Annotated in this window: 1 protein-coding gene; it reads left to right on the forward strand. The window is 66.7% G+C overall.

Features of this window, described 5'->3' with window-relative positions:
* A partial coding sequence (locus KUG39_RS16990) for an acyltransferase family protein (RefSeq protein WP_216916611.1) occupies positions 1 to 306 on the forward strand: 306 nt, incomplete at both ends.

The raw sequence follows: 306 nt of genomic DNA on the forward strand, positions 1-306 counted from the left end.
AAGGGGGGAGGTTTTGCCTACCGGCCGGACATCGATGCGCTGCGGGGAGCGGCGATGCTGGCGGTGCTGGTGTTCCACCTGAACAAGGGCTGGCTGCCCGGTGGTTTCACCGGGGTGGACATCTTCTTTGTGATCTCGGGCTATGTGGTGATGGGCTCGCTGCTGGGCCAGGCGAGTAAGCCGCTGTGGCCACGGCTGGGGAATTTCTATCTGCGGCGCGTGCGGCGTCTGCTGCCGAACCTGCTGGTGTGCCTGGCGGTGACGAGCCTGGGGGTGGCGATGCTGATCCCGCCGCTGGAGAGCGGG

It is taken from the genome of Synechococcus sp. CCAP 1479/10, assembly GCF_019038515.1.
GTDB lineage: Bacteria > Cyanobacteriota > Cyanobacteriia > PCC-6307 > Cyanobiaceae > Cyanobium.